This window comes from Gemmobacter lutimaris (genome assembly GCF_003570715.1).
Classification (GTDB): domain Bacteria; phylum Pseudomonadota; class Alphaproteobacteria; order Rhodobacterales; family Rhodobacteraceae; genus Gemmobacter; species Gemmobacter lutimaris.
The window spans coordinates 254,758-279,501 of sequence record NZ_QXXQ01000005.1 but is presented as its reverse complement, the minus strand read 5'-3'; the positions used below and the strand labels follow the sequence as shown (position 1 = coordinate 279,501).

26 protein-coding genes and 1 tRNA gene are annotated in these 24,744 nt (G+C 62.1%); 25 read left to right on the top strand and 2 right to left on the bottom strand.

Annotated features, from left to right (window positions below; translation table 11 throughout):
• Positions 1-92 precede the first annotated feature (92 nt).
• From gpW to D2N39_RS11605, 25 genes are all read left to right on the top strand, one after another.
• Positions 93-308: a gpW family head-tail joining protein gene (gene gpW, locus D2N39_RS11725; RefSeq protein WP_119134958.1), complete on the top strand. Its 216-nt coding sequence runs from the start codon at positions 93-95 to the stop codon at positions 306-308.
• Positions 308-2,026 (top strand): phage portal protein, encoded by a 1,719-nt coding sequence (locus tag D2N39_RS11720; protein ID WP_119134957.1) that lies wholly within the window; start codon positions 308-310, stop codon positions 2,024-2,026. Before gpW ends, D2N39_RS11720 begins: the two co-directional genes overlap by 1 nt.
• A complete protein-coding gene (locus D2N39_RS11715; RefSeq protein WP_119134956.1) occupies positions 2,019-3,359 on the top strand; it encodes a S49 family peptidase in 1,341 nt (446 codons plus the stop codon). Before D2N39_RS11720 ends, D2N39_RS11715 begins: the two co-directional genes overlap by 8 nt.
• 33 nt (positions 3,360-3,392) lie before the next feature.
• Positions 3,393-3,845: a head decoration protein gene (locus D2N39_RS11710; protein ID WP_119134955.1), complete on the top strand. Its 453-nt coding sequence runs from the start codon at positions 3,393-3,395 to the stop codon at positions 3,843-3,845.
• Positions 3,846-3,875: 30 nt separating this feature from the next.
• The gene (locus D2N39_RS11705) at positions 3,876-4,970 is read left to right on the top strand and encodes a major capsid protein (protein WP_119134954.1); all 1,095 of its coding nucleotides are present in this window, start codon (positions 3,876-3,878) and stop codon (positions 4,968-4,970) included.
• Positions 4,971-5,040: 70 nt separating this feature from the next.
• Positions 5,041-5,400, top strand: coding sequence for a hypothetical protein (locus D2N39_RS11700; protein WP_119134953.1), 360 nt, complete (start codon positions 5,041-5,043; stop codon positions 5,398-5,400).
• A gap of 10 nt (positions 5,401-5,410) precedes the next feature.
• Positions 5,411-5,638, top strand: coding sequence for a hypothetical protein (locus D2N39_RS11695; RefSeq protein ID WP_119134952.1), 228 nt, complete (start codon positions 5,411-5,413; stop codon positions 5,636-5,638).
• On the top strand, positions 5,638-6,030 hold the full coding sequence (locus D2N39_RS11690) for a hypothetical protein (protein ID WP_119134951.1): 393 nt from the start codon (positions 5,638-5,640) through the stop codon (positions 6,028-6,030). Before D2N39_RS11695 ends, D2N39_RS11690 begins: the two co-directional genes overlap by 1 nt.
• Before the next feature lie 12 nt (positions 6,031-6,042).
• Positions 6,043-6,666, top strand: a complete 624-nt coding sequence (locus tag D2N39_RS11685; RefSeq protein ID WP_119134950.1) for a hypothetical protein — start codon at positions 6,043-6,045, stop codon at positions 6,664-6,666.
• Between the two features lies 1 nt (position 6,667).
• The gene (locus D2N39_RS11680; RefSeq protein ID WP_147373478.1) at positions 6,668-7,207 is read left to right on the top strand and encodes a hypothetical protein; all 540 of its coding nucleotides are present in this window, start codon (positions 6,668-6,670) and stop codon (positions 7,205-7,207) included.
• Positions 7,208-7,314: 107 nt separating this feature from the next.
• Positions 7,315-8,127, top strand: coding sequence for a phage tail tube protein (locus tag D2N39_RS11675; RefSeq protein ID WP_199725244.1), 813 nt, complete (start codon positions 7,315-7,317; stop codon positions 8,125-8,127).
• Between the two features lie 15 nt (positions 8,128-8,142).
• Positions 8,143-8,583: a phage pre-tape measure protein gene (locus D2N39_RS11670; protein WP_119134948.1), complete on the top strand. Its 441-nt coding sequence runs from the start codon at positions 8,143-8,145 to the stop codon at positions 8,581-8,583.
• A 95-nt stretch (positions 8,584-8,678) separates the two neighbouring features.
• Positions 8,679-8,936 carry a hypothetical protein gene (locus D2N39_RS11665; RefSeq protein WP_147373477.1) on the top strand — a complete coding sequence of 86 codons (258 nt, stop codon included), beginning with the start codon at positions 8,679-8,681 and terminating at the stop codon, positions 8,934-8,936.
• On the top strand, positions 8,917-13,920 hold the full coding sequence (locus D2N39_RS11660; protein WP_119134946.1) for a tape measure protein: 5,004 nt from the start codon (positions 8,917-8,919) through the stop codon (positions 13,918-13,920). The genes D2N39_RS11665 and D2N39_RS11660 overlap by 20 nt, the downstream gene beginning before the upstream one ends.
• Positions 13,917-15,119 (top strand): hypothetical protein, encoded by a 1,203-nt coding sequence (locus tag D2N39_RS11655; protein WP_119134945.1) that lies wholly within the window; start codon positions 13,917-13,919, stop codon positions 15,117-15,119. Before D2N39_RS11660 ends, D2N39_RS11655 begins: the two co-directional genes overlap by 4 nt.
• Positions 15,120-15,122: 3 nt before the next feature.
• Positions 15,123-15,986, top strand: coding sequence for a phage BR0599 family protein (locus D2N39_RS11650; RefSeq protein ID WP_119134944.1), 864 nt, complete (start codon positions 15,123-15,125; stop codon positions 15,984-15,986).
• 9 nt (positions 15,987-15,995) lie between these two features.
• Positions 15,996-16,241, top strand: a complete 246-nt coding sequence (locus D2N39_RS11645) for a hypothetical protein (RefSeq protein ID WP_119134943.1) — start codon at positions 15,996-15,998, stop codon at positions 16,239-16,241.
• Positions 16,238-16,456 (top strand): hypothetical protein, encoded by a 219-nt coding sequence (locus D2N39_RS11640; RefSeq protein WP_119134942.1) that lies wholly within the window; start codon positions 16,238-16,240, stop codon positions 16,454-16,456. The genes D2N39_RS11645 and D2N39_RS11640 overlap by 4 nt, the downstream gene beginning before the upstream one ends.
• Positions 16,446-19,388 carry a phage tail protein gene (locus D2N39_RS11635; RefSeq protein ID WP_119134941.1) on the top strand — a complete coding sequence of 981 codons (2,943 nt, stop codon included), beginning with the start codon at positions 16,446-16,448 and terminating at the stop codon, positions 19,386-19,388. Before D2N39_RS11640 ends, D2N39_RS11635 begins: the two co-directional genes overlap by 11 nt.
• A gap of 36 nt (positions 19,389-19,424) precedes the next feature.
• Positions 19,425-20,924 (top strand): DUF2793 domain-containing protein, encoded by a 1,500-nt coding sequence (locus tag D2N39_RS11630; RefSeq protein ID WP_119134940.1) that lies wholly within the window; start codon positions 19,425-19,427, stop codon positions 20,922-20,924.
• A 590-nt stretch (positions 20,925-21,514) separates the two neighbouring features.
• Positions 21,515-22,189 carry an NlpC/P60 family protein gene (locus D2N39_RS11625; protein ID WP_199725243.1) on the top strand — a complete coding sequence of 225 codons (675 nt, stop codon included), beginning with the start codon at positions 21,515-21,517 and terminating at the stop codon, positions 22,187-22,189.
• A 4-nt stretch (positions 22,190-22,193) separates the two neighbouring features.
• Positions 22,194-22,517 (top strand): hypothetical protein, encoded by a 324-nt coding sequence (locus D2N39_RS11620; protein ID WP_119134939.1) that lies wholly within the window; start codon positions 22,194-22,196, stop codon positions 22,515-22,517.
• Between the two features lie 28 nt (positions 22,518-22,545).
• Positions 22,546-22,914, top strand: coding sequence for a hypothetical protein (locus tag D2N39_RS11615; RefSeq protein ID WP_119134938.1), 369 nt, complete (start codon positions 22,546-22,548; stop codon positions 22,912-22,914).
• A complete protein-coding gene (locus D2N39_RS11610; protein WP_119134937.1) occupies positions 22,911-23,117 on the top strand; it encodes a hypothetical protein in 207 nt (68 codons plus the stop codon). Before D2N39_RS11615 ends, D2N39_RS11610 begins: the two co-directional genes overlap by 4 nt.
• A gap of 73 nt (positions 23,118-23,190) precedes the next feature.
• A tRNA-Ser gene (locus D2N39_RS11605) sits at positions 23,191-23,264 on the top strand.
• Here D2N39_RS11605 and D2N39_RS11600 read toward each other — a convergent pair.
• A complete protein-coding gene (locus D2N39_RS11600; RefSeq protein ID WP_119134936.1) occupies positions 23,264-23,488 on the bottom strand; it encodes a hypothetical protein in 225 nt (74 codons plus the stop codon). The two genes, D2N39_RS11605 and D2N39_RS11600, sit on opposite strands and share 1 nt — an antisense overlap.
• A complete protein-coding gene (locus D2N39_RS11595) occupies positions 23,485-24,741 on the bottom strand; it encodes a site-specific DNA-methyltransferase (protein WP_119134935.1) in 1,257 nt (418 codons plus the stop codon). The genes D2N39_RS11600 and D2N39_RS11595 overlap by 4 nt, the downstream gene beginning before the upstream one ends.
• Positions 24,742-24,744 lie beyond the last annotated feature (3 nt).

Here is a 24,744-nt window from a genome sequence, read left to right as displayed (position 1 = left end):
TAGTTGACCAATTCTGTATAATCAACTATTTGTTGCGCAGTCAACAGAACTCGGGCTATATCGGGGCATTGCTCTGATCATGGACCGGGCCAATGGCTGTCACGATGCAAATGCTGACCGAGGCGCGCGAGGCGTATCACCGCCTCGTGACGGGTGACGCCGTGGCTGAGTTCAGGGATCAGAACGGCGAACTGGTTCGCTACGCCCAAGCCAACGCCAACAAGCTGGCGGCCTATATCAAATCCTTGGAAGACGCGCTCGGCCTCACCCCCGTCGCGGCCCGTGCCCCGATGAGGGTTTGGTTCTGATGGGCTGGCGCCTCGATCCCGAAAGTCTCGAATTGCTAGGCGGTGGCCTCTCCCCTGCCGCCGAGTCCGTGGGCGAGTTCCACGGACCCGCGCCTGAAGGTTTCAGGGTGCCAGACGGCGCGGGCAACGAACTCGCCATCGCGGGCGATTCATTTAGCGGCGCGTCGCGCTTTTCCCGCGAACTGGCGAACTACGTCCCGGCGATGCGCTCTGCGGATCAGGACATTGCCCCGGCGAAGCGCATGGCCGACGTGCGGTCCCGCGATCTGGGCCGCAACGATGCGTTCCTGCAAGGCGGTATCGACTCCCGCAAAGACAATATCGTGGGCAGCTATTTCATGCTGAACGCGAAGCCAAACTCTGCGCGGCTTTTCGGGAAAGAAGACACGACCTGGGAAGATGAGTTCCAAGAGGAAGTCGAAGAACTGTTCGCGGCCGATGCCGAGTCCTTCGAAGCCTATATGGACGCCTCGGGCCGGAATACCCTGACCGCCATGGTTCGCCTGGCCGTGGAGCAGCATACGATTCACGGTGAAATCCTCGCCGCCGTGGAGTGGTTGCCTGAACCGGGGCGCCCGTTTGCCACGGCGATCCAGATGATCGACAGCGACCGGCTCAGCACGCCGCCGAACATGCTGGGGGACGCCAGCGTTTCCCTCGGTGTGAAGCTGAACGAACGCGGCGCGCCCATCGGCTATTTCATCCGCAAGGCCCACCCCAGCGAGTTCCGCAAGCCGGAAGCGCAGAAATTCACCTATGTCGAGGCGCGCCACAAGCATGGGCGCCGGAAGATGCTGCACATTTTCGAACAGCGTCGCGCCGCCCAAAGCCGTGGCCTCGGGGCAATGGTTGCCGCGATCCCCGAAATGAAAATGTCGAAGCAGTTCCGCCAGATCGTGCTTCAGAACGCCATTTTCAACTCGACGTTCGCCGCGACGATTGAAAGTGACACGCTGGACCCCAGCACCGTGTTCCAGATGCTTGGCGGTAGCGACGCCACGCCGGAAGCCGTGCAACGCCTGCTGACGGGCTACATGGCCGGTCACTATCAGACCATGGGCGAACTCATGGGCGGGTCAAAGAACCTGAATATCGACGGGGTTCGCATCCCGCATCTGCCGCCCGGCACGAAACTGAACCTGAACGGCGCAGGCAAAGGTGGCCCGCTTGGCACGAGTTTCGAAATCGCGCTGAACCGCGTTATGGCCGCAGCCTTGGGCTTGTCCTACGAGCAATTCAGCCGGGATTACAGCAATACCAACTATTCGTCGGCCCGCGCCGCGATGAGCGAAACCTACAAGGGGATGCTCTCGATCAAGCGCGCCGTCGCAGACCGCTTCGCCAGCGAAATCTATCGTCTCTGGATGGAAGAAATGCTGAATGACGGCGCAATCACGTCGATCCGGCGCCGGATGCCAAGCTGGTATGAGGGCCGGAACAAGGAGTGGTATTCCGCCTGCGATTGGGTCGGGGCTTCACGCGGCCAGATTGACGAACTCAAGGAAACTCAGGCCGCAATCCTGCGGCTGAACAACGGCATTTCCACGCTGGAAATCGAGAACGCCCGCCTGGGCCAAGACTGGCGCAAACAGCTTCGCCAGTTGAAGCGGGAACAGGAATGGAAAGACGCCTACCAGGTGCTTCAGGGCGAAAAGAACCAAGACACGTTGAACGCGCTGAGCGGCAACAAGAACGAGAAGGAGGTGGGCGATGAGTAACCCGTTTCTCGCACGCTTCGACTGCGAACCCGCATTGGTGAACCCGGAGGCCCAGGGCCGGTTTTCGGCGCTGCTGAACGGCATCGCCTCGCATGAACTCGCCCCCGTGGTCATGTCCACCGAGTTTGCATCCAACGGCGATTTCTGGACCGAACTTGGTGAATACCGCACCAAGTTGATCCGGCCCTACGCCGTGAAAAACGGCGTGCTGCATATCCCCGTGAAGGGCGTGCTGCTGAAGGATTTCCCCTATCAGTTCTTCGGCTATGCCACGGGCTACGAATACATCCGGGCCGCGTTCGACCGAGGCATGGCCGACCCCGAGGTCAAGGGCATTGCCTTGGTGTTTGACACGCCGGGCGGCATGGTCGCGGGCAATTTCGACCTGGTGGATCACATCTATGGTGCCCGAGGCGAAAAGCCCATCGCGGGCTTCGCCATGGAACACTCCTATTCTGCGGGCTACAGCCTGATTTCCGCCGCCGATCCGGGCCGGGTCTATGTCGCGCGCACCGGGGGCGTTGGCTCCATTGGCGTGGTTACATCCCATGTCGATGCATCTGCCGCCATGGAGAAGTGGGGTTACAAGATCACCCTGATTTACGCGGGGAAACACAAGGTCGATGGCAACCCCTACGAGGCGCTGCCCGATGATGTGAAGGCCCGCATCCAAGCGCGCGTCGATGACCTCTATTCCATTTTCGTTGCCACCGTGGCGCGAAATCGCAGCCTCAAGGAGAAGGCGGTTCGGGACACCGACGCCCTGACCTTCAGTGCTGCCGAAGCTGTGTCGAATGGGCTGGCCGATCAGATCGGCACGCTTGACGACGCCATTGCCGCTTTCGCGGCTGACCTGTCCAAAACGGAGGACGACCAAATGACCACGAAGGACACGGCGGCAGTCGATCAAGCCGCCATCGAAACCGCGCGCACCGAGGGCCACGCCGCAGGCAAGACCGAGGGCCACGCCGCCGGTATGGCCGAGGGCGCCAAGGCGGAACGCACTCGCATCACCACCATCCTCGGCAGCGATGAAGGCAAGGCCCGGCCCGCCATGGCGCTGAAGATGGCGACGAACGAGAAGTTCGCCGCGCTGGACGCCGACACCATTGCCGAGATGCTGGCCGAGATGCCGAAGGAACAGGGCGCCTCATCCGCCTCCGACGACAAGACGCCCAAGGGCAAAGAAGGCGCGGCGAATGACTTCCGGGGCGCCATGAACTCGGCGGAACACCCGAATGTCGGCGCCGACGGCGGCCGCGAGACGCCGAAGGCCCAGCAGCGCGCTCAGCGCGCCCTGTCGATGATCGGCCACGGCGCCAAAGCCAACTAAGGCCCCCACACCAGCAAAGGAAAGGCGCAGAACATGCCCATCACCGCCCCCCATCTCGCCCATCAAGCCGGTGTGCCCGGCCAGTGGAGCGACACCATCAGCCCGACGCCGGAAGGTCTGATTGCCGGGGATACGCCCCACGTCGTGACCGTGGACCGGCAGTTCGCGGCCAGTCAGACCATCGCAGCCTACACCCCGGTGGGTGAAGATGCCTCGGGCAATCTGGTTCCCGCCCTGACCGGCTCCGTCGATCCGGCGGATGACATTCAGGCCATCGGCATCACCTTGGCCCCGATCACCGTTGGCGCTACGCCGCTTCTGGGCGGGCCGGTCCTCATCGCGGCGTCCGTCGCGCTGGACATGCTCAACTGGCCCGCGTCGTTCGACACGGATGCCAAGAAGCTGGCCGCGTTCAACGGCGCCCCGACCCCCACCAACATCGTGGTCCGCGTGCGGTATCGCGGCGCAACCGTCGCTAACCCGTAAGCGTATCGACCCAGCGCAAGGAACTCCCCAATGCCGATTGAACTCTGGACCCCCAACGACCTTTACGAACTCCGGCGCGATGACCGCATGGACGACGTGCCGTCGCACTTCCTCGACACCTATTTCACCGCCGGGCCGTATGCCGAGGACGGCGAAATCCGCTTCGGTGATCTGGAAGAAGCCGACCGCTTCTTGGCGCCGTTCGTGCTGCCCTATGAACAGGGCCGCCCGATCAGCTACAGCGAAGCGGAAAGCGTCGAAGCGTTCCGCCTGCCCTACATCAAGCCGAAAGGCGTGGTGCGGCCCGAGGACGCGCGCAACCTGAAGCCGTCCGAAATCTTCCGCAACGGTGGCGAACCGCCCTCGCTGCAAGAACGCTTTGACGCGCGTGTCGCTGAACTGGACCGTCGGTTCCGCCGCATGATCCACATGCGGAAAGCCTGGATGGCGGCACGGGCCTTCATCGACGCCTCGGTGCAGATCGACTACGAGCGGGATCAGGGCGCGGCCAACCCCAGCGTCCTGCTGAACTTCGGCCGTGCCGCGAACCAGAACGTCACGCTGCTGGCCGACTTCTGGGATGACCCGGCGACGCCGATCCTGGATGACCTGGAAGAATGGCTGAACATCATGTATCTGGCGGATGGCGGCGGTTCGGGTTCTGACCTGATCGTCGGCGCCAAGGTCGCGCCGCTGTTCCGCAAGAACAACCAGGTGAAGGACATGCTCGACACCCGCTATCGCGGCGGTGAAGATGTGTCGATCAACCGTGGCATCCAGCGCATCCACCAGCCGATGCAATACATCGGCCAACTGGACTCTGGCCTGAAGGTCTGGACCTACAAGGACACGGTGGACATTCCGACCGTCGGCGGCGGCAAGGCCCGCGTGGACTTGTTCAACGAGAAGGACATCCTCCTTGTCGCGCCGGGTTCGCAGGGCATCGTTGCGACCGGGCCGATCTATGACACCAAGGCAATCGAGGCCGGGATGGTGGCCGAGGAAGTCTTCGTCAAGATGTGGGAAACCGAAGACCCCGGTGAACGGCACCTGATGGCGCAGGCCAGCTTCCTGCCGATCAACACCAAGCCGAACCGGCAGTTCAAGGCCCGCGTGCTGGCCTGATCCACGGCCTTTCTGAACGGCGGTTCACGGGCCGCCGTTCAACAAAATGTTGCAAAAAGGGAACCTGACCATGAACCTCATCGCCCTGACGGCTGTTGCGCTCGGCCGCAAGCATTCGCCGTCCACCGTTGAACCCGGCGCGGTATTCGCAGCCCCGGACCACATCGACGTGAAGCGCGCCATCTCGCTCGGCGCGGTGCGCGAAGCGACCGACGAAGAAGCCAAGATTGCCCAGCTTCGCGGCAAATACTTCGGCCGGGCCGAACCCGAGTCGGACCCGGAATTGGCTGAACCCGCCCCGGCGCAAGCGAAACCTGTGCCGCAGGCCAAAGCGCCCGCCGCTGCCGCTCCGGTGCAAGCGAAAGCCGCGACCCAAGCCAAAGCGCCCGCCGCTACCCCGGCGAAGGGCGACGGCGATCTGACGATCTGAGGTGAACCCAATGGCGAAGATGATTGCGATCACCACCATCCTGACGCGCGGCACCGATGGCAAAGAAGTTCAGATTGCGCCCGGCACCTGCTTCGAATGCAAGCCCGCTGAAGCGCGCCAGTTCGACGCCTTGGGCGCGGCCCGCCAACCGCGCGCCGATGAACTTGCGGCGGCTGCCCCGGCGCCGAAGGTAGAAAGCGTGGCAGCGGCCCCGGCGACGAAGGTAAAAGACACCTGATGCGCTCGATCCGCCAAATTCAGCGGAAAGCCCGCCGCGACCTGCACGAGCGTGCCAAGGTCGCGGCGCTCTATTTGGCGAACCCCAACGCGGTGCCGGTGGCTCTGACGGTTCGCATCCACCAGACTATTGACCCCACCGGCATGGACACCCCCACGAAAAGCGGAAGCATGGTCGAGCGTCGCGTTCCCATCCCGCGCCTGGTGTTCCTCATCGAAGAACTTGAGGCGCTGGCCGTGGTGTTGCGCCGTGGCGGCATCGTCTCGGTGGAAGCCGGTGAAGCCTATGAACTCGACAATTCCGAGCCGCGCGACGACCTGACCCAAACCTGGGCCGTGACGCCGCTGGATCAGGAATACAGCGCGGGCCTGCCGGTGCCCGCTGTCCTGTGATCCGGGGGCGCCATGGCCGAGAACTTCATTCTCGTTGTCGAAGGACTGGAAGCGATCCAGTCCATTGACGAACTTCCTGCCAAGATCGCGGAGTCGGCGCGCCGCGCGGTGAACGACGCGACCCGGCGCGGCCGGAAACTGGCGGCCGACGAAGTTCTGCGCAGCGTGAATTTCCCGAAGGATTACGTCGCGCCCCGCAATGGCCGCCTGGAAATCAGCCGCTATGCCACCCGAAGCAATCTCGAAGCGACGATTAGCGCGAGGTCGCGCAACACCTCGTTGTCCCGTTTTGCCAAGGAAAGCTATACCGCTGGCCGCAAGAAGGCCGGGGTTCATGTCGAAGTGGCCCCCGGATCAGTGCGGCTTATGAAGGGCGCGTTTCTGATCAGGCTACGGGCCGGTAACGCCGACCTGGACGCGAAATCAAACCTTGGCCTTGCCGTAAGAACGAAGAACGGAAAGGCGCCTCCGGGCTATAAACCAACGCGGTTGGGCAATAATCTATGGTTGCTTTACGGGCCGTCGGTCGCCCAAGTCCTGCACTCCGAAAAAAACGCAGGCGGCGTTGCGACAGATATTAGCCCGCGCGTAGCCGCAATGTTGGAAGCCGAGTTCTGGCGACAAATGGAGATTTGAAATGCCCGCAATAAATCCCCCGTTCAGACTCAAAATCCTCACGGCTTTGACTGAGGTTTTGAAAACCATCACCCCGGCAAACGGCTATCAGATGGACCTGTCCACCGAAGCCGATGGAACCAAGCGCGTTGTGCGCGGCCGCCTGTTCATTGGCGACGATGATCCGGGCACATTGGTGTCGTTGGTTGAACCGCCAGTGGCCCACGACAATGGGAAACGCCGCGCCCCGGACAACCACAACCGGGATTCGCAATGGGAAGTATTGATCCAAGGTTGGGCCAAGAATGATCGTGACAATGAGCCGTGCGATTGGGCCTATGTTCTCGCCGCCGATGTGCAACGTGCCTTGGCCCTCGAATTGGCAAAAACGCAGACCCGCAGGCCGGGCGCGCCGGATATTCTTGGCATGGGCGGGCGGCTCTTGGAAATGCGAATCGGTGCGCCGGTCGTCAGGCCGACCGAGGAAGTATCGAACTATGGCGTCTTTTATCTGATCCTCGACATTAAAATAGTTGAGGACATGGCAAATCCTTTCGGTTAAATTGCCAATCAACTAAATGTGGATTAGGAAATGCGTAGGCCGCTAGGCCCAGCATTGGCTTGCACCAATGTTCACCCTTTTGTTGATCACGCGGAAGGAACCGTAAAATGCCGATCACGAACAACTATACCCTCGGCCGTGGCGAGATTTACTTCGCCCGACGCGATCCCGTCACCAAGGCCCTGGGCGGCGAACGCTATCTGGGCAATACCCCCGAGTTCAACCTGACGTTCGAGTCGGAGAACTTGGAGCATTTCTCGTCCGACCGTGGCATCCGCGAAAAGGACCGCAGCGTGATCCTTCAGATCACCCGTTCGGGTTCGCTCGTGACCGACAACGTGGAACCCCAGAACGTCGCGCTGTTCTTTTTCGGTTCGACCGACGCGCTCACCGTGGCGCAGGCCACCACCACCGAGACGTTCGACGGGGTGGAGCCGGGCATGTTCTACCAGCTTGGCATGACCGCCCTGAACCCCTCGGGCGCGCGGGAAGTCATCTATCCTGGCGTCGCAGGCCCGCCCGACACCACCTTCGTTGTCGAGAAGGTGGCGCTGCCCAGCAACATCGCCCTCGCCGCTGGCACGGATTACGTTCTGAATACCGCTCTGGGCCGCATCGAAATCCTGGAAGGCGGCGCACTGGCTGCGGGCGACTCCATCGAAGTGACGTTCACCGTGGCGGCATCGACCCGCACGCGGATCATCTCGGGTTCCTCGCCCATCGAAGGCGCCCTGCGTTTCGTCGCATTCAACCCCACAGGCGACAATATCGACTACTTCCTGCCGTCCGTCTCCCTGTCGCCCAATGGCGATTACGCCCTGAAGTCCGACGAATGGCAGCAAATCCCGTTCACCGTCGAGGTGCTGAAGCCGGATAGCGGTGAAGCCCTCTACGCCGACGGCCGGGCCGTCACGGCGTAACGCGGGGGAAATGACATGGCGCTGAAATACACCCTGAAGCGCGCCGAGGTCATTGACGGTGGCGACGTTGTTGCCACCGTTCGCGGCCTCTCGCTGAACGACATGACCGATCTGATGCAGATCAACGCCGAGGCAATGGACCTGCTGTTCGAGCAGTTCCGGGGCCGCGAACCGGATTCGATCAGCGAAATCGAGGTGAGCGGTATCGGGGTCAGCCTGCTGAAAAGTGCCCCGGTCATCGTTGCCCAGATCATCGCCACCGCGACCGACGCCTATTCGGAATACGAGGAAGCCGAGGGGCGCCCAACGCCGATGGATGTGATCATGGCGATGCCGACCGGCACGCAAATGGCCTGCCTCGAAAAGATCGGTGAACTCACGTTCAACGCGGGGTTCGACCCAAAAAAGCTGATCGCTCTGGCCCTCAGCGTAATGAAGGGCGTGGGCCAGGGCTGAAGCGCCCCGAGACGCTGGCCCATTGGATTTGGGACTTGCGGCGTAACGTCAGCCTCTTGGTCAGCCAAGGCCATGCCGCAGCCCCGGATTACCCCGTGTCCATGGTCTACGAGGAAGCCGGGATTTGCGTCGAGCGGCTGGATCGTGACCGGGCCAGCGACGCGATACTGATGCAGGCCGCGATAACCACAGCCGTCGCGGCCTTCGGGAAAGACGGCGGGAAAGCTGCGGTCAAGCATTTCTCGTCACTCGTCAAACAGTTGAGCGGCGAAGACGACCCTGGGTCTTCGAAGATCGACATGGGCGATCTGGTTCGGAAGGAGAAGGGCCGTCATGGCGCGCAGAGACGTTGAAATCAAGATCAGGGCCAAGGATGATGCGTCGAAGCAGGCGCGGGCCATTTCTGACGCCCTGAAACAGATCGAGATTGACGCCAAGAAGGCAGCCGACGGCTTCCGGGCAATCGGTAATACGGACAAGAATATCGGCCGGATTTCGGCTGATATTCGCAAGCTGGAAACCGATGCCGCCAAATTGAAGATTTTCAACGAGGCTGCGACCCACATCAAGGCGTCCGGTGATGCCGTGGAAAAGCTATCCGCCAAACTGTCGAACAACCAAACGTCGTTCAACAGGCTACGCGACGAGGCCGCAAAGTCGGCCGCCGCGTTGAAGGAAATGCGGGACGCCCAAGACGCGCTGAACCAGCGTCTCGCTGCTGCGAAGTCCCGGCAAGCCGAAATCCGCACCGAGACGAAGCGGCACAAAGACGAGGTGGCAGCGGCAAAGGCTGCGGTGGATTCCTATAACGCCGCACTGGCAAAGACGCCGAACTCCGGCCCGGCCGCAACTTCGGCCGGGGTTTTCCTGCGTTCGGCTCACAAGCAGGCCGTGGCCGACAAGTCGGGCTATTCCGCAGGCGTTGCGAACGAGTCCAAAGCCCTGACGGCCGAAGTGAAGTCGCTCAACACCGCCATCACGACCGTCACCCAGCGGGTGAACGCTGCGGCGAAGGCCCACCAAGGTCTTGAAACGGAGGTTGCGAAAGTCGGCAATGCCACCCTGTCGCTGCGAACCGACATTCGCGCGGAGAACACGGCCCTTGCCGCGCTGCAAAACGATTTGCGGGCCGCTGGCGCTGGTGCCGCCACCCTGAGCGGGAAGCAGATCGACCTTGCGCGGGACACGGCAAAGGCCACGGCCGAACTTCAGCGCAACCAAGGCGTTGTCGCGGCGCTGGGGAAATACAGCAATGGCTCTGGCGGCTTCGCCCAACCCAAAGTCGCGGAGGCGATGCGGAAGACCGCCGAAGCCGTGGCAGAACAGCAGCGCACCGCGCAGGCCGCGAAGCAGGAATGGAAGCTGCTGGAGTCGGAAGCCGCTAGGCTCGGTAATGCGCTCAAGACCCTGAGCGGCAACGCCACGGAGCAGGTGAATGCCTTCAAGGGCATCATCGCTGCGGCCCGCGAAGCGAAGAAGAATTACGTTGAACAGCAGGCCGCCGCAGACCGCGCCGCCGCAGCAGCGGCAAGAAGCGCCGCCAACCTGGCGGCAAGCGGCAATGCCAGCACCACGGCGGCCCGGAACGGCGCGGCGGCGGAAGGTGCGCTGAACGCGGCCCGTCTGCGGTCCACCTCATCGGCCCGCGATGCGGCCGGGGCGACGAACCAATACACGGATTCCATCAACCGGGCGACGCAGGCCAAGCGCGAGGCGGCGGGCGCTGCGTCGCGCTTGTCCGCTGAAATCTCCGGGCTGGTGACGGGCTATCTCAGCTTCAACAGCGCAATAGGGCAAGTCAAGGAATCTGTGACCGCCTTCCGCAGTCTCGAAAGCGTTCAGTCCCGCCTCGGCGCGGTGTTTGCGCAAGACACGGCGCGCGTGGCGCAAGAAGTGCTGTGGCTGCGGAACGAAGCCGAACGCCTCGGCATCGCCTTCCCCACTCTGGCCGAGCAATACGGCAAGTTCGCCATCGCAACCCAACAGGCCGGTTTCGCGCAAGAAAGCGTGCGCGAAATGTTCATCTCCGTGGCAGAGGCGGGGCGGGTGAACAAGCTGTCCGTCGAACAACTCGGCGGCACCTTCACCGCACTGGAACAGATTGTCTCCAAGGGTAAGTTCTCTGCCGAAGAAGTTCGGCGCCAGTTGGGCAACCGGCTTCCCGGTGCGTTCTCGATCCTGGCGAACGCCATCGGCAAGACCACGGGCGAACTCGACAAGATGATGCGAGAAGGCGAGTTGTTCGCCACCGAAGGCAACATGCTCAAGTTCACTCGTGAAATGGCGAACCGCTTCGGGCCGCAACTCGCGGCTTCGCTCAACTCACTTACCACCGACATTGGGCGCTTCGAAAACAGCGTCTACAACGCCCGCATCGAAATGGCGAAAGGCTTCATCCCGGCGCTGCGCGAAGCCCTTCAAAACTTCAACGCCTTCGCGTCCAGTGCTGACGGCAAGGATTTGTTCCGGGGTGTGGGCGAGGCCGTTGGCGCGTTCGCCAATGCACTCGTGATTGCCGTCCAGCATATCGACCTGATTGCCCAAGCAGCGGCCGGTTTGTTCGCCGTCGGCCTTGGCAAGTTCTTCCTCGCAATCACGGCGCGCGTGCAAGGCGGTATTGCCGCCCTTGGCGGGTTCACGGCGCAGATGGTGGCAGGCGTCGCGGCTGTTGGTCACATGAGCCGGGCGCAGCGCATCTTGTTCTTCGCGGTCAACAATACCATTGGCAGGCTCGACGCTCTACGGGCTAGATTGGCCGCCACCGCCGCGACCAGCCGTGGCATGGCACTTGGGACGCGCGCCCTTGTAGGCGGGTTGACCCTGCTGCGCGGCGCGGCCGTCATCACGGCAGGCGCAATGCGGGCGCTCTGGGCCGCGATTGGCGGCCTGCCCGGCCTCGTGATCACGGGCATCATCACGGCCGTGGGGGCGTGGATCACCAGCGTTGACGACGCCAGTGCGGCAATCGAGATGCACAACAACCTGCTGACCGAAACGCAGGAAGCCTACAACTCGGCCAAGACCGAGGCCGAGGGCCTTCGGAAAGTCGCGCAATCCATCTCCCTGCCCCGCGCACTGGAAAACCTCGACACGCAAAGCGCAGCCTGGGAGGCTGCGATGAAGCGCATGAGGGGCGCCCTCTATGTGCTGGACGACGCCATTTCTAACTTCAACGTAGGCACGTTGATTGGCAACAGCGACAAGGCCCGCTTGAAGGCTGATGCCAAGGCGGTTCGGGAAATCACAGCGGCCTTTACCGGCGGCGGTGTTTCGCTGGAAAAATTCACCGAGACGCTGAACCAAGTTTACAGCAGGACGGACAACGATTTCCTGAAAAAATTGATCACCAATCTCCTGTCTATTGCCGACGGTGGCGGCGAAGCGGGGCAATCCATGGCTGAAATCCGCACGCGCATGGAAGAAGCCGGTGGCATCGTTATCGCCCTTGGCGGCACGATCAGCGACACGGTGAAGGAACTCTTGGGCTTCAAGACCGCGACGGATGAAGCCAACGCCGCGCTTGAGGACACGAAGAAAGCCACGAACTACACCGACGCGATCAACGCGCTGAAGGAGAAAATCCCTGGCCTGACCGACGAAATGGAACGCCTGAAGCGGGTCACTGAACTGAACGCTGCTGCGCTTACAGCGTTGGTCGCAGCAGCAAAGTCCGGGGATTGGAGCAAGATCAAGGAGGTGTTCGGCCTTTGGGGCCAAGGCTTCGCCACAATCCCCGATCCGATGGCAACGGCGCGGATGGAAGCCGAATATGTGGCGGGGCGTGGAAGCGCGACGGGGCAAGAACTCGGTGAACTCGTTCAGGCCACCAACACCGTGGCGAAGCAACTCGGCGTATCGGCCCGCGACCTCCTGGCCGTCATGTCGTTCGAGACGGGCGGCACGCTCGACAAATGGAAATCCGGGCCTACGACCAAGTGGGGGCAACATATCGGCCTGATCCAATGGGGTGAGCCGCAGCGCGCGCAATACGGCGTGACGGAAGGCATGAGTGTCGGGGCGCAAGTCGCGGCCGTGGGCAAGTATCTCATCGACCATGGCGTCAAGCCGGGCGACGCCCTGCCCCAAATCTACGCCGCTGTGCTGGCCGGGGATGCCCGCAAGGTCGATGCCAGCGACAAGGCCGCTGGTGGCGTGGTGGACAACGTGACGGACGCTGTGAAGGGCGATCTGTTCAAGGGCCACATCGACCGCGCCGAGGCGCTGCAACGGGTCTACGCCTATGCCGCGACCGAGGGCGAGGCTCTGCACGAAAAGGCCGTGGAAGCCGCGAAACTGGCGAAGGACCAAGCCGAAGCCACGGCAAAGCGGCTGGCCGATGGCGCCTTCGAACTGGATCAGCAGGGCCGCATCAACGCTGGCAAGGAGCGGGAAGCCGCAATCCAAGCCGCGATCCGCGACGCGAAGGCCGAGAACCCGAAGATCGGCGCCAAGGAACTTGAACAAGTCCGGGCGCAGGCTGCCGCGCTATGGGACGCGCAGAACGCATCGAAGGGCCGCCAGGACGCCGAAGAACGGGTAAACCAGCTTTACGACCTGCGGCAAAGCCTCCTGGAGCAGCAGCAGATGATGCGGGAACAGGGGGACATGACCGGCGCGGCGCGGCTTGGCGAGACGCTTCAAGGCGTGAACCAGCAGCTTCGGGAAGCGATCACCAACGCCATTGCGATGTGGACCGCGATTGGCGGCCCGGAAGCTGACGCGGCCATCGCCAAGCTGGAAACCCAGCGCATGAGCCTGTCGGCTGGCAATGACAAGATCATAGCCTTCGGCCTGAACGCGCAGCAGTTCGAAGGTGCGGTTTCCAGCTTCGCGGACGGGCTGACCGGCGCCTTTATGAGTTTTGCGGAATCGCTGGCGAACGGTGAAAAGGGCTTCAAGGCCCTGGGCACGGCGTTCCTGAAATTCGCTTCGGACTTCCTGATCCAGATCGGGCAGATGATCATCAAGCAAGCGATCCTGAACGCGCTGGCCGGGATCAGCGGCCCCATCGGAACGGCGGCCAGTGCGCTCGGCGGCAAGGCCACGAGTGCGGCACCGGCATGGTCTGGCAAGGCGTTCGTCTACCACGAGGGTGGCATCGCAGGGTTCAAGCCCGGTGAAATCCCCGCCAAGCTGAAGCGCGGCGAGGAAATTCTGACGGAGGACAACCCGCGCCACATCGCCAACGTCGGCGCGGCCCAATCCAACATGAGCATCCTGAACGTGTTCGACACGGACAGCGCGGCGCAAGCCATTCTGTCGGCGCCATCGGCCGACAAGCTGTTCGTCAACAAGATCAGAATGCTGGCGCCGCAAATCAAAAAGGCACTGGTATGACAATCGGAACGGCCAAAGCCCGAAACGCCAACATCGTTCCGCTTGCGTTCAACTGGCGGAACGGCGTCGAACTGCAACTGGACTACAAGACGGAAATCCGGCAGTTCCGCGACGGCAGCGAAGAACGGGACTGCCTCCGGGCCGTGCCTCGGGCATTCCTTCGCGGGCAGGCTCGGGCCACCAGGGCGCTGGCACGGCAGTTTCGGGCCGACATGATCCGGGGCCGCAACGACGAATGGTCCATGGCATTCCCCGGCCCATACCGCGCCTTGACGGCCGCTGCCATGGCTGGGTCGGTAACAATCGAACTGGACGCCGTTCCGCATTGGATCGTGCCCGGCGCCTCGCTGATCCTGAGCGATGGGGCCGCGACCGAGGCCCGCGCCGTGTCATCCGTGGCTGGCGCAGTCGTGACGCTGGACGCCCCGTTGGTGTTTGGCTTCGCGGCCGGGGCGAAGGTGCATCGCGCCTATCCCGTGCGCTTCACCCAAGACCCGGCGATGGAGAACCGCACCGACGAAACTTTCACCCTGTCGATCAACACCGCAATCGTTCCGGGCCGGTTCTCCATGCCAGGCACGGGCCACGTCTTTCCGCAATACTCGGGGCGCGACCTGTTCCTGAAGCGCCCCAATTGGGGTGAAGCGATCAGCCACACCGCAACGGCTCTGGCAGAAGTCATCGACTTCGATATTGGCGTGACGCAGACCGTCGATAGGTTCGGTTTCGTGGCTGATACCGTTTCAGCTACGTTTTACGGCTTGGGTTACGACGAGGTTGACGAACTTTTCCAGTTTGTTGCGCGTCGCCTGGGTCGGCGCAATTCATTCTGGGCGCCATCGCCAGAGAACGATTTCGAACTGATCGAGGCTGTGCCGGGAACATCGGTGCTTGGCGTTGCTGGGGATTGGTTCGAAGCCACTTTCGCCGGATCCATTACCCACAACCGCATCATCGCGTTCTTCGATGACGGCAGCTATGCGATCCACAGCCTTACCGGCGAGTTTCCTGCCGCGCCGGAGGGTCAATCCAGGTTCGGCGTTACGCCAAGCCTCGGGGCCAAGTTCAATGCCAACACCAAGGTCCGCTGGCTGAACCGGCGGCGGCTGGCATCGGACAGCATCACCTTTTCCTTCATCACAGACAGCAACGCCTCGGTGGTTCTACCCATGAGCGTGCTGCCGACTTCAGGGGCTTGAGCCGTGTCGTATAACGATTACGAAGCATCGCGGGTCGGGGCAAACCCGGTCGAACTGTTCCTGTTTCGATACGGTGAGGCCGCCGAAGCGTTCCGCGCCTATACCAATGCGCTGGCACCGATCACGTTCAACGACGTGGAATACCAGCCCATCCCGATTGATCGGGACAGCCAGAAGATCAGTGGCGCACTCGATTCAAGCAGCGCCGAAATCGAAGTCCGCTTGCCGAAATCCACGGATATAGGGCGGCTGTTCGCATACTTTCCGCCAAGTTTCATGGTTCGGCTGACCGTGTTCAAAGGCAATGTCGCTGATCCTGCCACCCCATCATCGTGGCAAACCGGGGAGAATTTCCCCGTGGCCTTCATCGGCAAGGTCAACGAAGGTTCGCTGGACGGCGAGATGCGCAAACTGTCGTGCAGCCCGCTCGGCAACTCGCTGAAGCGGCCCGGACTTCGGCGGAACTACCAGCTTTCGTGCCCCCATGTCCTCTATGGCCCGCGATGCCTGGCTGACAAAGGCGCCGCAATGACCACGGGCGCGGTGGCAGGCATTGCGGGCACAACGCTGAGCCTCGATCCGGGCTGGATGAAGCCCGGCGTGACGCCTTCGGACTATATCGGCGGCGTCGTGGAATGGAATGGGGACAGCGGCACGGAATACCGCGCGATACTCGCCGCATCGGAAAACACCGTCACCCTTATGGGGCCGACCCGTTATTTGACCGCTGGCAATACCGTGTCGATTTATTTGGGTTGCCCGCACAGCTTTTCGGCGTGTTCCGAATTGCATGACAACGTGCAGAACTATGGCGGCCAACCCTTCATTCCGATTGAAAACCCCATCGGCAAAAACATATACGACTGAGGCCATGAAATGCCCCTTCCATTTCTCACCAACCTGATCATCGGCTTTGCCTGGTCCTTCGTGGGGTTCCTGCTTCAACCCGGCGTGAAGCAGGAAAAGCCACCCGCGACGGAAGACCTCGAAGACCCTACTGCGGAAGCCGGTCGGCCTATTCCAGTGGTGGTCGGCAGCGTGAGAATTTCCGGGCTGAACAACCTCGGCCATTGGGACAAGCTGTCGGTTCACCGCAAAGCGGACACCGGGTCGAAGAAATGACGGAGGTTCGGGTTCATCCGCGCCACAGCCGAACGGCGGAATACGATTTCTGCTTTCGCGGGCTGCGAAGAAAGGCAAGAGAACTTGGGATAGACTTCAAACGATTCGTGCAGGAAGGTATCCCGGCGTCCGAATTGGAGCATATCGAAGATGCCGGTCTTAAAATGATGATCGAGACGGCTAAAAAAGAGGCGGCACAAGCAAATGGGCGGTAAGAACAGCGTCAAGGTCTACGACTACCAGCTTAGCGTCCACTATGCGATCTGCCACGGGCCGATTGATTCGATCAACCAGGTCCGCATCAAGGACAAGCGGGTTTGGTGCGGCGCCGTCACGGAACGCCGCGATGTGTGCATTGATCTGCCGGAAGTATTTGGCGGTGACGGGAAAGAAGGCGGGGTTCGCGGCATTGTCGAATGCTATCCCGGCACCTTCGATCAGGTGGCATCCGAACCCCTCGCCAAGCGCATGGGGCTGACCCCGGCAACGGCGCCGGGCTATCGCGGGATTGCGTCTCTGTTTTTTCGCGGCATGTTCGAAGCCGGTTTCAAATGGGTGACGAATAACCCCTATGTGCCGTCGCTCGACGTTTCGGTTACGAAGCTGTTCCGCGAACTGAATGACGATTACGCCGCTATCTGGCCGCTCGGTGAGCCGGAACCAGACATGACGAACGGATGGAATATCCCACTGGTTCCTGACGGAAATACCTACGAAATGCCGGTGATCCTGTCGAACGGGATCACCATTCCGGGGATCGGGCCTGCCGAACCAATCGGATCGTTCAGCCGCATTTCCACCTATGAAAACGTGTATTGCGGCGTGGAGTTCGAAAACCCCGGCTTCATCCAAGGCGAGTATTACAGGACCAAAGTTCCGGCCGACGGGGATACCGCCGAGCCGCTTTCCGTCACGAACGACAAAAGACCGTCGATTGAAGAAATTGACGCTGGCCTTGCGCACCTCGACGTGTTCCTGGTTTCCGAGTTCCAGAGCAACAGCGGAAGGGTCGATGGCCTCGGCGTTACGCAATACTATGTCTGGTTTTACGGCGGTGAAACAAACCCGGAAACTGGCGCGTTTGAACCCGGCGAATTGATAAGCACTTATCCGAAATTTTATGCCACAGTTGGGCGCAACAGCGGTGGCAAAAACACTATTGATCGCAACTGGCCAATTCCGCCCGGAACGAGGTTCATCCGGCAATACTATGGATACCGCCCGTGGCCCGGCAGTTCATACGTCTCCACGCCAGAGAAAACCGTAAAGGTCAACTGGTCTGGGCTGGAATACACGCATTGCGCAATTGCGGAAGGCGGAATGCTGCCAGACGCCAATCCGGCGAACTTCCTTTGGGAATTGTTCATCAACAAGGATTGGGGCCTCGGTGAAGATGTGTCCCAGATGAATGAGGTCAGTTTTCAAGCCGCGTCGCAAACCCTGTTCAACGAACGCTTTGGCATCAGCTTCAAATGGATGGAACAAGCCGATGGTGAGACAATCGCCAAGGAAGTGATTGACCACATCAAGGCCCTGATGTTCCAAGACCCGGTTGACGCGCGTTGGAACATCAAGTTGCTGCGCAACGATTATGATATTGGCGGCCTTACGATCATCGGGCCGTCGGAATGCGAAATCACCGAGGGCCGCAGGCGCCTTTGGAGTGAAGTCACCAACGAAATCGTTGTGACCTATACCGACCCGACCACCGAGGAAAGCGCCACGGTCACGGCTCACAATAACGCTGCGTTGGCGATCCAGAGCGGGATTTCCAGCGATAGCCGGAATTACTACATGGTGCGCAACGCCAATCTGGCCCAGGCCCTCGCCGACCGCGACGTGGCTGAGGTCGGCTATCCGCTGTGGAGCGGAACGCTGCGCCTGAGCCGCAAGTTCTGGGCCGTTCGGCCCGGCGCGGTGTTCCGCCTCAATTACCCCGACGAGGAAATTGAGGACATGGTGATCCGCGTGATGACGGTGCAGCCCGGCACGCCGCAGGACCGCAATCTCGTTGTGACCGTGGTGGAGGACATTTTCAGCGTCAGCCATACCGTGTATCGCACGCCGCAGGACCGGCTTTTGCCGGAGGCGCCGCAACGCCCCGTGCCGATGATCCACCAGACCGCCATTGCCCTGCCCTACCCCATGGCGATCCTCGGTGGCGCAACGCCGGAACAGATCGAGCAGAACGCACCGGGGCAGATCGTTGTTCCCATGGCGTCGCACCCCGACATGAACCCCAATGATATTGAGGTGTGGATTCACACCGACACTGAACTTGTGTCGGGCTTCCCCTACTGGCGGAACTCGGGTCGGGTCGGTGAGTGCGAAGCGCGCGAACTGCCATTCGCTATGGCGCAAGAAGTTGAATCTGTATTGCCCCGCGAACTGATTGACGAAATGGGCCACGGCTTCATCTTTCCCGGCGACTTCCTCATGCTGGGCCAAGGCGATCTGGGGTCCGAAATCATCCGGCTCGATTCCTTCAACATATCGGCCCAAGAATGGGACGTGACACGCGGCATGTTCGACACCATCCCACGGCAATGGGATGCCGGGACGCTGCTGTGGCGCCTGCCATCAAGCGCGAGTGACGCGATTGACACGCTGCTCATCCCCGGACTTGACGGCCTCGATCTGCGCTTCCTGCCGCGCGTAGCGGGCCAGCGCCTTCATCTCAGCGAAGCCGACACCGTGTTTTACGGCGAGGTTCTGCCCCGGCTTCACGCCCCGATCCGGCCCGCAAACTGCCAAGTGATGAACGGCGGAACGGGCTTCGGGTTTGCGCAAGCCCTGTTTGAAACCGAGCCGTATCCCACCAACATAACCGTGTCGTGGTCGAACCGGAACAGGCTTGACGAGGACGCGCTTCAGCCGCGTTGGGACGCGCCGTCCACCGGCATCGAAGCGGGCCAGACCACCACGATCCGCATCTATGACCTCGGGGGCAGTCTGCTGACTGAATACCCCGGCCTCACCGGGACGAGCCACACCTTCCCCGCCGCCGACTTCGGCTCGGCCCGGAAAGGCTGGGTCGAGTTCGTGGCGGTGCATGACGGTTACGAGTCGATCCAGAATGCCCGGCGCTATGTCCGCATCGGCCTTGCTGCGGGTTGGGGCCTGGATTGGGGCAATAATTGGGGCTGATCCAAGCCCGAACCGAAACTTGGAGCATGAAATACCATGGCAAGACAATTCCCTGGGCTGGGCCTGACCGGCGCGTGGCTTGAATCTGAAGATGGTTGGGGCGACGCTATGAACGCCAACCTTCGAACCGTGTCCATCCTGTCGGCCCTCAGCGTCAACGGCGTGGTGGACGAAGCCGAACTGCCGGGCGCGCCGACCGACGGTATGATCTACATCGTGCTGGATGGCGCCGACGCCATGAAGGTTTGGGCGAGAGACAACGGGGTCTGGGTGAAACTCAGTGCGCCGCCCGGCATTACGGCCTGGGAGACGCCGACCAACACATTGTGGCGGTTCTCAGGTGCGGCGTGGTCCGTCCAGGCCACCGATCTTCCTGCCTTCGGTGAGCCGCAAGCCGGGATGGTGCTGCGGATCACCGAGACCGGCGACGCGCTGGAATGGGTGCCCGCGAACCCCGAGATTCCGGCCTATGGCGCGGGCCAACTCGGCCAGTTCCTCAGCGTCACGGGCGACGGCACCGAACTGGCATGGGCCAGCCTCACCGGCCTGCCGTCCTACGGCGCGCCCCAGATCGGGCAAGTGCTGCGGGTCAACGCGACGGGCGACGCGACGGAATGGTTCACCCTCGAAGCCGAACTGCCGTCATACGGCGTGCCGGAGGCGGGGCAAGTGCTGAAGGTCAACGCCACGGGTGACGGCGTGGAATGGGGCGTTGACGGCACGGGCGACACCCTGCCTTCCTATTCCGTGTCGGAGGCGGGCCGCGTGCTGAAGGTCAATGGCACTGGCGATGCGACGGAGTGGGGTGTTGACGGCACGGGTGACACCCTGCCTTCCTATTCCGCCGCCCAGGCCGGGAATGTGCTGAAGGTCAACGCCACGGGCGACGCGACGGAATGGGCCACCGATGAAACGGGCGGCGGGGGCACGACGCTGCCGGGCTATGCCGGGAACACCGGCAAAGTCCTGAAGGTCAACGCGACCGAAGACGGGGTGGAATGGGCCACCGATGAAACCGGGGGCGGCACTTCGCTACCTTCGTTCGTTGGGAACACCGGGAAACACCTTGCGGTCAATGCGACCGAGGATGCGGTGGAATGGGTCGATCCGCCCGAGGCTCTGCCGACATATGGCGCACCGGATGCCGCGAAGCGTCTCGCTGTGAACGGCGCTGGCGATGGGCTGGTCTGGGTCGATCCGCCTACCAGCGCCGCACTGATTGCCACCGCCATGAGCACCGCCACGGCGCACACCATCACCGCATCGGACCTCGGGCAACTAATGCACTATAACACGAGCACATCCACCACGATTACTGTGCCAGCCGATGCCACGGAAAACCTGCCGACCGGGTTCAGCGTGATGGTGCGTCAGCACAGCACCGGGGGAGTTACGTTCGTCGCAGGGAGTGGTGCCACGTTGCAAGTCCCGGCCGATTTCAACGCCGCGACTCGTGCCGTGGGTTCGGTTGTCACGCTGGTGAAAATCTGGTCCGACCTCTGGGTTATCTTCGGTGATTTGGAGGCGTCGGTATGACATTTTCCGCGATCTATGGATGCGTGGCATCGTCTCGTAAGCTGGCGGGGGCACCGCCCGTCAAGACGACATGGAAGCATTGGGGAGTCGAACTCCTTTCAGGGTCTGACGGTGCCCCTGAGACGCTTAGGATGCGGTCGATACAGTGGAATTTTGTTTCTGGGGTCCATACGCAAAACCTCGCATCTGCCAACAATATCCACTCTGATATTGGTCCGTCAAACAACAGCCTTACGGACCTCTACACCAACTCCACGACATACGCACAGTGGTTGTCTACCTCACTTCCGTCAACTGCTAGGGTGAAAATATGGGGCACATTCGCCAGTGAAGTGACAGTCGCGGCGATGGGCCTTATGCCGCAGTCCTTTACGCTCTACATGCCGGAAACCTTTCGGTTCATTTGGTCGGACGACGCAGTAACGTGGTTCGGCGGAACGGAGACTCCGCGAGGCTCTTGGTCAACGTCGGATTACAACTGGTTCAATACGGGGTTCTGACCCCCGCTGCGCGCCACGGCCACTTCGCTGTGGCGCAAGATCAACCTTATGTGGTATGAACACCAAACGGATGATCAAGAGGTGGTCACTATGGCGTCGAGACGCGAAGGCATTGGACTGATCCAGCAGGGCTTGTCGCTCGAAGGCTATGACCCTGGCGGTGAAGACGGCATCTGGGGGCCGAAGACCTTGGGCGCGATTGACGCCCTGAGGCGCAACGGCGGCGCGGCTGTGCCGCAAACCGGCTGGGCCGCAAAAGACCTTCTCGACCCGCCGTGGATCACGGAGGCCAAGACCGTGCTGGGGCTTCACGAAACGCGGGACAACGCCGCGCTGAAGGCGTGGCTCAGAAGCGACGGCAAGACGCTGGGCGACCCCAAGGCCCTGCCGTGGTGTGGCGATTTCACCGAGACGGCGATCAAGAACAGCCTGCCCGCCGAGCCGTTCAGCGGCGCGCTGGGCGCCAACCCCTATTGGGCGCGCAATTGGGCGCTGTTCGGCACGGCCTGCGAACCTTGCTATGGCTGCGTGCTGGTCTTTGAACGCAGCGGCGGCGGGGGCCATGTCGCCTTCGCCGTGGGCCAGGACGACGCCTATTTCTTCTGCCTCGGCGGCAACCAGAACAACGCGGTCAACGTGAGCCGGATCGCCAAGTCCCGGCTGCTGGCGTCCCGCTGGCCCGCGACGGCCACCCCCGCCACGCCGAGAACGCCCCTGCCCCGCATGACGGCGGGCGCGGCTGGCATCACCACCAACGAGGTCTGAACCGATGCTGGAAACATTCCTTCAAGCCACCGCGCCGCACATCACCGAAGTTCTCGTCGCTGTCACGCTCGGCGTGCTGGTCAAAGCCGGTATGGCCGTGGAACGGCTGCTGGACCGCTGGCTGAACGTCAAGCTGGAACAGAAGGACAAGGACGTGCTGCACAGCGCGTTGGAAACCGGGCTGCGGGCCGCGCTGCGGGCCGGGCTTACGGGCGACACGGCCATCGCTATGGCGCTGAAGCACGCCAAGGCTTCGGTGCCGGATGCTCTGGGCCGCCTCGGGCCGACCGATGCCGTGCTGCGGACCCTGGTGCAGTCGAAGTTCTGAGACACGCGGCAGACGAAGGACCGGCGCATTGGATAACGGGAACTCCATTTTCGACACGCTGTTGATCAGCGGCAGCGCCTTGGCGGGATGGCTGTTCGGTGAGACGGGCCGGGCCATGACGGCGGGCGCGGCGGGCGGCCTGATCCGGCACCTGATGGACGAAAAGTTCCACCTCGTCCGGGGCCTGCTGGCCGTGCTGACCGGCTCGATCTGCGCCACCTATTTCGGCCCGGCCGCGATCCGCTTCATGGAACAGAACCCGTTTTACCCCATCGACTCGGCCGGGTTGGAAGGCTCGGCGTATTTCGCGGTCGGCATCCTCGGCATGTCCAGCGGCAAATTCGTCTTGGCCGTGTTCAACGCCACCTTGCGCCGCGTGGACCGCAAGGAGGGATGACCATGATGATCCGCAGAACGGACTATGCCGACCGGCCGATCCGCACATGGCTCGAAGGTGAAGCCCGAACCTGGGTCGTCGCGTCCCTCATCATCGTGGTGGGCTTGCACATGCCGAGCGGTTGCGTGTCAGCCACGGTGCGGGCCGTTTGGGGCGTTGGCCCGTATTTCGCCCCGGTCGAGGTGGATCAAGGTGTGAGGTAGCAGCGGGAAGCCGCTTGACTGAAGCGTTGTGTTACGGCACATACACTTCGCTCTGGTTTCTTCGGAAACTATCAGTGGGTAGCGCAGTCTGGTTAGCGTGCTTGATTGGAAATCGAGAGGTCGCCGGTTCGAATCCGGCCCTACTCTCACCTAAGCCCGAATTTGCGCCGGGCTTGATCCAAGGCACTGGTTTCTTCGTCGCAGGCGTCACAGTGGTGTTGCCATACCCCATCGCGGCGCGTGACACGCCAGCCATCGGCCTTTGCTTCGTCCACCAAGTCCTGAAACTCGTCGGCATCGCGGCGCGGCGTTGTGACACCGCAAGCGTCGCACACCAGAGCGACGGTATCTGAATACCTCTCAACGCTCATCCCAAAATCTCCTTGAACATGGTTTCACTGGACCGGGGCACGTCAGGATCGCGGCCCAGAAGATCGGAAAAGTCGAACGCGGCGCCGGGGCGCGACAGACCGAACCGCTGGCGCAGGAAGTCGCAATACTCGGCTTCGGCTTCCATGAGGATGCAGTCAAAGCCTTCGCGCCGCGCCGCTTCGGCCGTAGTGCCGCTGCCCGCAAAGGGATCAAGGACCGTGCCGCCCGGAGGGGTGATGTGCCGGATCAGGTATTGCATGAGGGCCACGGGCTTCACCGTGGGGTGCTTCGATCCGGCCCGGTCGGCTTTCCCGGCTTTGCCGTGATAGATCACCGGATCGGCGTCGGGCGGGAAGTGGTGGAAGAAGCGGGCGGCCGATCCGCCGTTGTCGGAATGACCCATGCGGGGCGCGTCATCGCCAGCATAGTCGCCATAAACTCCGCCTGCCTTGGCAGCATTGCGCTTTCCGGCTTTTGCTGCCGTGGTGTTCGGAAACAGCGCCACCACTTCCGGCGAACCGTCGAGGATCAGGTTGGCGGGATAGCGGCCCTTGCTGTTATCCGGCACAAATTCGGTGCGCTCCGCATCGTTCTGCGTTTTGCCTGCCAGCGCCCCCACTTTGGCCGTGGCCCGGCCCTGGGGCACGGCACCGGCTTGATCCGCAGCCCCGGCATATTCCACCCGGCACCCGTCGATATTCACCGCCCCGACACCGTGGCGCAGCAGGTTCGCCGCGCCGGTCGTCTCACTGAACGGTTTCTGGGCCAGATAGATCGGTTCCAGTGCAGGCTTTTGGCTCTGCGTCCCGTGGACCCAGCCTTCGAAGCCGGGAACCTTCGGATTGTGGCCTTTCGGGAAGCCGGTCCCGAATACCCAGCCGTGCATGGGGTGCATGACAAAGCCCGCCAGTTCCATGGCGCAAGCCTGCCAATGGCCCGTCCTGCTGCCGCTGAACGCGAAACAGAAGCCACCGGGCAGCAGGATTTCCCAGACCAAGCGCCAGAACTCTGGGTCGCGCTCAATCTCGGTCGCGTCCCACGCCTTGCCCATGAACCCGCCTGACAGACGGCCGAAGCTGCCGTCATTACCATCGGTGCGGGCCGCCTTGGCACCGGCTTTGCCGAACCGCTTCTGGATCGACACGAGGCCATACGGCGGATCAGTCACGACGGAGTGAACCCGAATGCCTTGGTCGATCAGGCGGCGCAACGTGGCGCGGTTATCGCCTTGGTGCAGGCTAACGGAAGTCATCTC